The 6,782-nt window shown below is 50.6% G+C and carries 8 protein-coding genes and 1 other RNA gene; 3 read left to right on the top strand and 6 right to left on the bottom strand.

Features of this window, described 5'->3' with window-relative positions; all coding sequences use genetic code 11:
- The 6 genes from dnaX to IJ369_RS08390 all read right to left on the bottom strand — a co-directional run.
- A partial coding sequence (gene dnaX, locus IJ369_RS08415) for a DNA polymerase III subunit gamma/tau (protein ID WP_290718067.1) occupies positions 1 to 948 on the bottom strand: 948 nt, incomplete at its 3' end.
- Positions 949 to 1,140: 192 nt separating this feature from the next.
- Positions 1,141 to 1,404: signal recognition particle sRNA large type (gene ffs, locus IJ369_RS08410), an RNA gene on the bottom strand.
- A 67-nt stretch (positions 1,405 to 1,471) separates the two neighbouring features.
- Entirely contained in the window at positions 1,472 to 1,957 is a 486-nt protein-coding gene (gene tadA, locus IJ369_RS08405; RefSeq protein ID WP_290718066.1) for a tRNA adenosine(34) deaminase TadA, read from the bottom strand.
- A 3-nt stretch (positions 1,958 to 1,960) separates the two neighbouring features.
- Positions 1,961 to 3,292 (bottom strand): FG-GAP repeat domain-containing protein, encoded by a 1,332-nt coding sequence (locus IJ369_RS08400; protein WP_290718064.1) that lies wholly within the window; start codon positions 3,290 to 3,292, stop codon positions 1,961 to 1,963.
- Positions 3,293 to 3,388: 96 nt separating this feature from the next.
- The gene (locus IJ369_RS08395) at positions 3,389 to 3,916 is read right to left on the bottom strand and encodes a spore maturation protein (RefSeq protein ID WP_290718062.1); all 528 of its coding nucleotides are present in this window, start codon (positions 3,914 to 3,916) and stop codon (positions 3,389 to 3,391) included.
- 1 nt (position 3,917) lies between these two features.
- Complete coding sequence (locus IJ369_RS08390; RefSeq protein WP_290718060.1) at positions 3,918 to 4,496, bottom strand: nucleoside recognition protein; 579 nt, start codon at positions 4,494 to 4,496, stop codon at positions 3,918 to 3,920.
- Positions 4,497 to 4,709: 213 nt separating this feature from the next.
- On the opposite strand from IJ369_RS08390, the gene IJ369_RS08385 reads away from it, so the two are divergent.
- From IJ369_RS08385 to IJ369_RS08375, 3 genes are all read left to right on the top strand, one after another.
- The gene (locus IJ369_RS08385) at positions 4,710 to 4,970 is read left to right on the top strand and encodes an AbrB/MazE/SpoVT family DNA-binding domain-containing protein (RefSeq protein WP_290718058.1); all 261 of its coding nucleotides are present in this window, start codon (positions 4,710 to 4,712) and stop codon (positions 4,968 to 4,970) included.
- Positions 4,971 to 5,140: 170 nt separating this feature from the next.
- Positions 5,141 to 5,953, top strand: coding sequence for an AAA family ATPase (locus IJ369_RS08380; RefSeq protein ID WP_290718056.1), 813 nt, complete (start codon positions 5,141 to 5,143; stop codon positions 5,951 to 5,953).
- A 15-nt stretch (positions 5,954 to 5,968) separates the two neighbouring features.
- Positions 5,969 to 6,782 (top strand): VWA domain-containing protein (locus IJ369_RS08375; RefSeq protein WP_290718054.1); only part of this gene is annotated, 814 nt, incomplete at its 3' end.

The raw sequence follows: 6,782 nt of genomic DNA, 5'->3' as shown, positions 1-6,782 counted from the left end.
TTTTTCCGCATCCTCCTGAGAAAGATCCAGTACGTTTTTCGCATCGGGGATGGTCGCCGCCATGAGAAGATTCCGCAGATGCTGCAGCATTTCCGTCACAAACTGCTTCACATCTCTGCCGGAAAGCATCATTTCTTCCACCAGCGTCATAGTCTTTTTCGCATTTTTCTGGGCCAGGGCTTCGGTCATTTCGAAGAAAATGGTCTGGTCTACCGCGCCCATAATATCCAGCACCTTTTCCAGTGTCACTTCCTCGCCGCTGAAAAAGGCAAGGCACTGGTCCAGGATACTCAGGGAATCTCGCATGGAGCCATCCCCCAGCTGGGCCACATAGCGGATAGCTTCGGGCGTTGCTCTGTGCCCTTCCTTGGAAAGATATTTCGAAAGGGTTTCCGCGATGGTCTCCGTCGTGATTCTTCTAAAATCAAACCGCTGTACACGGGACAAAATCGTCGCGGGGACTTTCTGGGGGTCTGTGGTCGCCAGAATGAAGATAACATGTGCAGGGGGCTCTTCCAATGTTTTCAGCAGTGCGTTAAAGGCACTATTGGAAAGCATATGCACTTCGTCGATGATATAGACTTTAAACCGTCCCTGGGTAGGGGGATATTTTACTTCTTCGCGGATTTCGCGGATATTATCTACGCTATTGTTGGAAGCGGCATCGATCTCAATGACATTGACGCTTCTGCCCGCCAGGATATCCTGACAAACGGCACACTGGTTACAGGGTTCGCCATCTTCCGTGGGGTTGGTGCAGTTGATAGCTCTGGCGAAGATTTTCGCTGTAGAGGTCTTACCGGTACCCCTTGTGCCGCAGAACAGGTAGGCGTGGGAAACACGCTCTGTTTTCATCTGGTTTTTCAGCGTTCTGACGATATGGTCCTGCCCGATGACGCTATCGAAGGTCTGGGGGCGGAATTTTCTATACAATGCCGTATAAGCCATAAAAACACTCCTTCTCCCGGGACTCTGTCCCGGACCCTGCCAGGGAATCATTCCCTGGACCCTATACATTCAAGCAACGATACCGTTGCTTGACGATATATAAACATATTATATCTATATTATCATACCATAAATCAGGAATTCAGCAACAAAAAAAGTCCTATTTGAATAGGACTTTGATTTTTTAAGGATCCGTGCGCCCACTGTTGCCGCATCGCCCCATGCGTTACCATCTTCCACGGCTCCATCCGAGCACCCTTACAACACACACAAGTTGACTGCTTAGTGCTGCTGCCTTCCGACCCTGACACGGTTCACAGGCTCATGTTGCGTAAGACCCGAACTTCAACACCGCTTCCGAAGGGCAGGCCATCAGGCCATACGTCGAAAGCGAGCATCACCCTCACTATAGCGGATTGTGAGTACAGGGCACCGCTACCGCCCCGGCTAGCACGGAAATATTACTCAGCCGAAACAGGGTTTCAACTGGTTTTTACGTTTGTAACCAGATTATTATACACGCTCACTGACTTTCTGTCAATGGTGCAGCATTGGCATTTTTACGGAAACGCTTGAAAAATCGCTTCATGATTTCGCTGCACTGAGGCTGCAGGATGCCTTCTTCGATCTCCACCTGATGGTTCAGTTTAGGTTCATTCAGCACATCCAGCACGGAACCGGCGCAGCCCGCCTTACTATTTCTTGTGCCGAAAACCACCTTAGGGATACGGGCCTGCACGATAGCCCCTGCGCACATGGGGCAAGGTTCTACTGTTACGTAAAGGACGCAATCCTCCAATCGCCAGTCTCCAACGATTTTTGCAGATGCGTCGATGACGTCAATTTCCGCGTGGCGCAGAGGGTTTTTATCCGTATTCCGCAGGTTATGGCCCCGGGCAATGATCTCGCCGTTTCGCACCATGACTGCGCCGATGGGCACTTCCCCCGCCGCCAGGGCTTTTTCCGCTTCGATGAGGGCTTCTGTCATATATTTTTCAGATTCTGTCATGATTTATCCCTCCGTATTTGCCAGGTACAGCTGTCCTCTTCTGTCGATATTATCCTGCACGAACCAGTAATCCGCCTTGCCGTTGCCATCGAAATCGCAGGGGTAGATACACTGGCCATAGTCGATATCTTCATTTTCTGTCTGCAGGCCTTTTTCTGTCAGGACATAACGGATGGTCGTCGCTGTGGTATCACAGGCGTAAATTTCCTTCACGCCATCCCCATTCAAATCGCCGCTGGTGATGGGGCCATAGAAGTTTTCCACACCCAGATGGGTGCTCCAAAGCTTTCTAAAGCTGCCGCCTGTATTATGGTAAAGATACAGATCCATGCCGTCGCTCATCAGATATTCCTTTTCGCCGTCCCCGTCCAGATCAGCCACGTGGAACTGGGTCACCTTATGGCGCAGCTTTCTGCTGCCGGTGCGTTCCCAGCCGTTTTCTGTTTCCTCATAAATATCCATATTCTGGTCGATAAAAAGATAAATTTTCCCGTCTTCCGCGCCCAGGGCTGTGCATAGCTCCCCTTCCAGAGGAATTTCCCCTGCCACGTAAAGATTTTCATCATACAGCATGATGCGTTCCGCACGGGAATAGGTCTTTTCGCTCTCCCCTTCGCCGCTTTCCGTAATGCTGGAGACCAGCACTGCCAGTCTGGCATCCTTCCCGTTCAGGAAAGCTGCAGAAGTGGCTTCTAAGCCATTGCCATAGGAGAAGCTTCGATAGCGGCTCAGGCCATTGGCATAGCGATAGACTGCCGCTGCCCCATTCTGGATGGAGACTGCCAGCGTATTGCCCTTGGTATCCTTCCCTGTGGAATAGATGCCTTCCGGAGAAAATTCGCCGCCGCCTTCCCCAAAAGCAGTGCCCATGCCTGTCCAGTTTTCATAAGCCCGGAAACCGCCATCCGCCACGAAGGGATTGCGTTCCATCAGGCTGTAATATCCATTGTCATAGCCGCCGCTGTAGGCAACGCCCGCCAGATTCCCATTTACAAACCAGCACTGCAGCTTGCCCGCCGCATCGCCGTTATAATGGAGCAGAGAAGCTTCTGCCAGCACGGCATCCTGCCCCGCCTTGCCTTTCAGATTATATTCGCAGGCAGCAGAAGCCGTGAACAGTCTGGTGTTTTCTTCATTATTTTCCGGCACCACCGCCGCGCCAAAGGTCAGGCTGGCTTTGTCATAATCCCAATAAAATTCCTCCATCACGCCATCGATGGTTTTCGTATAGGCCTCCTGTTGGGCAGCCGTCAGGCTAAAAGTGTTCTCTTCCTCCTCCGCCCCGCAGGCAGTGCAAAGGAGCAGGCACGCCAGCGCCATCATCCATTTTTTCATAGTATTCCCTCTCTCAAAGGTTCCCGTTGTTCTTAGCAAAAACGCCCTTTGCGGGCGTTGATTTCTCTCGTAAATTTGATTATACCCTATCCAACTTTAAAAAACAACCCGCACCAGCCACACCGCAGCAAAGACACCGACGATATTTGCCAGCAGCGCGCAGGGCAGGGTATACCTTGTTTTGCGGATACCGATGGAAAGGAAATACAGGCTCATGGTGTAAAATACCGTTTCCGTACAGCTCATCATGACAGAAGCCGTCCGCCCGATAAAAGAATCGGGGCCATAGGCAGAAAAAAGGTCTGTCAGAAGCCCCGTAGCCGCGGAAGAGGAGACCAGCCGCACGATGCTCAGAGGCGCCAGCTCCGCAGGAAAACCGATGATATCACAGGCAGGGCGGATCAGCTCCACCAGAATTTCCAGAAGTCCCCCGGCCCGCATGACTTCCACCGCCATGATCAGGCCGATGAGGGTAGGCAGAATGTCGATGACCGTCTGCAGGCCCTCCTTCGCCCCTTCCAGAAAGGTTTCATAAATATCCACCTTTTTCAAACAGCCGAAAACGACGATAAACAGCACCGTCACAGGGATGAGAAAATCCGATATGGTCAAAAGGATACGCATGTTACGCCCTCCCTTCCAATGCCTTTGCCGCCAAAGTGCCGACCACTGTGGTAATGAGGGTCGCAACAATGCCCACCCCCACGATCTCCGCCGGGTTTGCTGAACCGAATTCCGCCCGATAGGCCAGGATATTCACCGTCACCAATTGCAGGGAAGTCATATTCACCGTCAGGAACATACACATGGCGGCGGAAGCCGTTCCCGGTTCCTCCCGATTCAGCTTTTGCAGTTCCTTCATGGCCATCAGCCCTGCCGGGGTAGCCGCCCAGCCCAGGCCCAGGAAATTTGCCACAAAATTGGTGGCTATGTATTTTCTCGCCCTGTGGGTGCGGGGAATGGATGGAAAGAGAAAATCCATCAGAGGTGTCATCTTTCCCGCCAAAACGTCGATCATGCCGCCCTTTTCCGCGATTTTCAGTACCCCAGACCAGACCGCCACTACCCCCGCCATGGTAAAGGCCAGCTCCATGGCAGACTTTCCGCCGCCGATGACCGCCGCCGTCACCATGTCCATCCTGCCCAGGAAAGCCCCTGTCAGTATTCCGCCAATGACAAAAAAACCCCAGATCCCGTTCAGCATAGCCTCGCCCCCTTCTGTCAAGTATATACGCGGTTGTTTCTTTTTATGAAAAGTCATTCGGAAAACCTGTATATTTCAGGCAGGAATATGTTATCATTTTACATTTTTCGCATAAACGGTTGAAATTTTTTTCACCCTGTGTTAAGATTTAGTTAAGATTTTTATATCCGTATCAAAGAACAGAAACTTATCGTAGTAGGGGGAAGCAAATAAATGAAATCAACAGGTATCGTAAGAAAAGTGGATGAACTGGGAAGAGTCGTTCTGCCCATTGAGCTTCGCCGCAATATGGGGATCGAAATCAAAGATTCCCTGGAGATTTTCGTAGATGAAAATACCATCATTCTGAAAAAATATGAACCCGCTGATATTTTCACAGGCAGCATGGATGATCTGATCGATTACAAAGGCAAAAAAGTATCCAAGGCTTCCATTCTGGAAATGGCAAGAATGGCAGGTCTGGATGTAAAATAAACACAGACGCGCAAAGGACGGCTAAATGTCGTCCTTTTTTTATTGCAAAAAGCCGAAAATCCCTATGTTTCAAGGCTTTTCTTGACAATCCTCCCTTCTGCCCATACAATAATGATATCCTAGATGATTCGTATGCAAAAGATTTAAACCAGAAAGGCGTGATCCCAATTATGAATATGACATTCCAAGGCAGTAAAGATTATGTAGCCAGCGAAGAGCTGATGCGTTCCGTAAATATCGCCATCGCCCTGCAGAAACCTCTGCTGATCAAAGGCGAACCCGGCACAGGCAAAACCATGCTGGCCGAAGCCATTTCCCAGGCCCTGGGCAAAAAGCTCATCATCTGGAACATCAAATCCACCACAAAGGCCCAGGACGGTCTGTATGTTTACGACGTGGTACAGCGTCTGTATGATTCCCAGTTCGGCAACGAAGGCGTTGACGATATCGCAAAATACGTAAAACTGGGCAAACTGGGCGAAGCTTTCTCCAGCGACGAACAGGTCATCCTGCTGATCGACGAAATCGACAAAGCCGATCTGGAATTCCCCAATGACCTTCTGTGGGAACTGGATAAGATGGAATTCTACATTCCTGAAACAAAGGAAACTGTAAAAGCAAAACAGCGCCCTATCGTTATCATCACATCCAACGCGGAAAAGGAACTGCCCGACGCATTCCTGCGCAGATGTATCTTTCACTACATTGAATTCCCCAATGCGGAACAGATGGAAGAGATCATCAAAGTACACTTCGACCACGTGGAAGAAAACGTGCTGCAGCAGGTTCTGGCAACCTTCTATTGGATCAGAGGTCTCTACAACATCCAGAAAAAACCCAGCACATCCGAAGTCATCGACTGGATCCGCGCGCTGGAGCTGGGCGGTGTGCCTTCCTATAAAATCAAAGAAACCGTTCCTTTCGCAGGGGTACTGCTGAAAAAGAACGAAGACATCGACACTATGAGAAAATACCTGAAGTAAGTAGGTGAATGGCTTATGTTTACTTCATTCTTTTATCTTCTTCGCGCCAGAGGGCTGAAGGTTTCCCTGAATGAGTGGATGTCCCTCATCGAAGCGCTGGATAAGGGTCTGCACAATTCCTCTTTCACGGGGTTCTATTACCTTGCCCGCGCCATTCTGGTAAAAAGCGAAGCAGATTTCGACAAATTCGACGGGGCCTTCCTGGAATATTTCAAAGACATGGAACGGGCCACCGATGAACTGCCTAAGGAACTTCTGGACTGGCTGAATAAACCCAAGGAAGAGCTGGACGGCAAATACAGCATGGAGGACATGCTGCGAAACATGGGTCTTTCCGAACAGCAGATCGAACAGATGCTGAAGGAAAGACTGCAGGAACAGAAAGAAGAACACAACGGCGGTTCCTATTGGGTGGGCACCCACGGCGCTTCCCCCTTCGGCAACAGCGGCGATATCAGCAAGGGCATCCGCGTGGGCGGCGAAAGCAAGAAACGCAGCGCCTTTCAGGTGGCGGGCGATCGTAAATTCCGTGATTTCCGCGAAGATAACGTACTGGATACCCGCCAGTTCCAGATGGCCTTCCGCAGACTGCGCCAGTTCTCCGCCCGGGCAGACGAAGCCAGAACGGAATTCGATATCGACGGCACCATTCGTGAAACCTGCGACAACGCCGGCAGCCTGAAAGTGGTTTACGATAAACCCAGAAGAAATACTGTTAAGGTCCTGCTTCTGATGGACAGCGGCGGTTCCATGGAATATTACAGCCGCATGTGCTCTGCCCTCTTCCAGGCAGTGCGCAATTCCAACCATTTCAAGGATCTGCAGGTAT

This window comes from Anaerotignum sp. (assembly GCF_017483025.1).
In the GTDB taxonomy this organism is placed as follows: domain Bacteria; phylum Bacillota; class Clostridia; order Lachnospirales; family Anaerotignaceae; genus Anaerotignum_A.
This window is presented reverse-complemented; position numbering and strand designations above follow the sequence as displayed.

Excerpts from the sequence above, each read along its gene's own strand:
- tadA (WP_290718066.1), bottom strand. The coding sequence starts at position 1,957 with ATGACAGAATCTGAAAAATATATGACAGAAGCCCTCATCGAAGCGGAA.
- IJ369_RS08385 (WP_290718058.1), top strand. The coding sequence starts at position 4,710 with ATGAAATCAACAGGTATCGTAAGAAAAGTGGATGAACTGGGAAGAGTC.
- IJ369_RS08395 (WP_290718062.1), bottom strand. The coding sequence starts at position 3,916 with ATGCGTATCCTTTTGACCATATCGGATTTTCTCATCCCTGTGACGGTG.
- IJ369_RS08380 (WP_290718056.1), top strand. The coding sequence starts at position 5,141 with ATGAATATGACATTCCAAGGCAGTAAAGATTATGTAGCCAGCGAAGAG.
- IJ369_RS08400 (WP_290718064.1), bottom strand. The coding sequence starts at position 3,292 with ATGAAAAAATGGATGATGGCGCTGGCGTGCCTGCTCCTTTGCACTGCC.
- IJ369_RS08390 (WP_290718060.1), bottom strand. The coding sequence starts at position 4,496 with ATGCTGAACGGGATCTGGGGTTTTTTTGTCATTGGCGGAATACTGACA.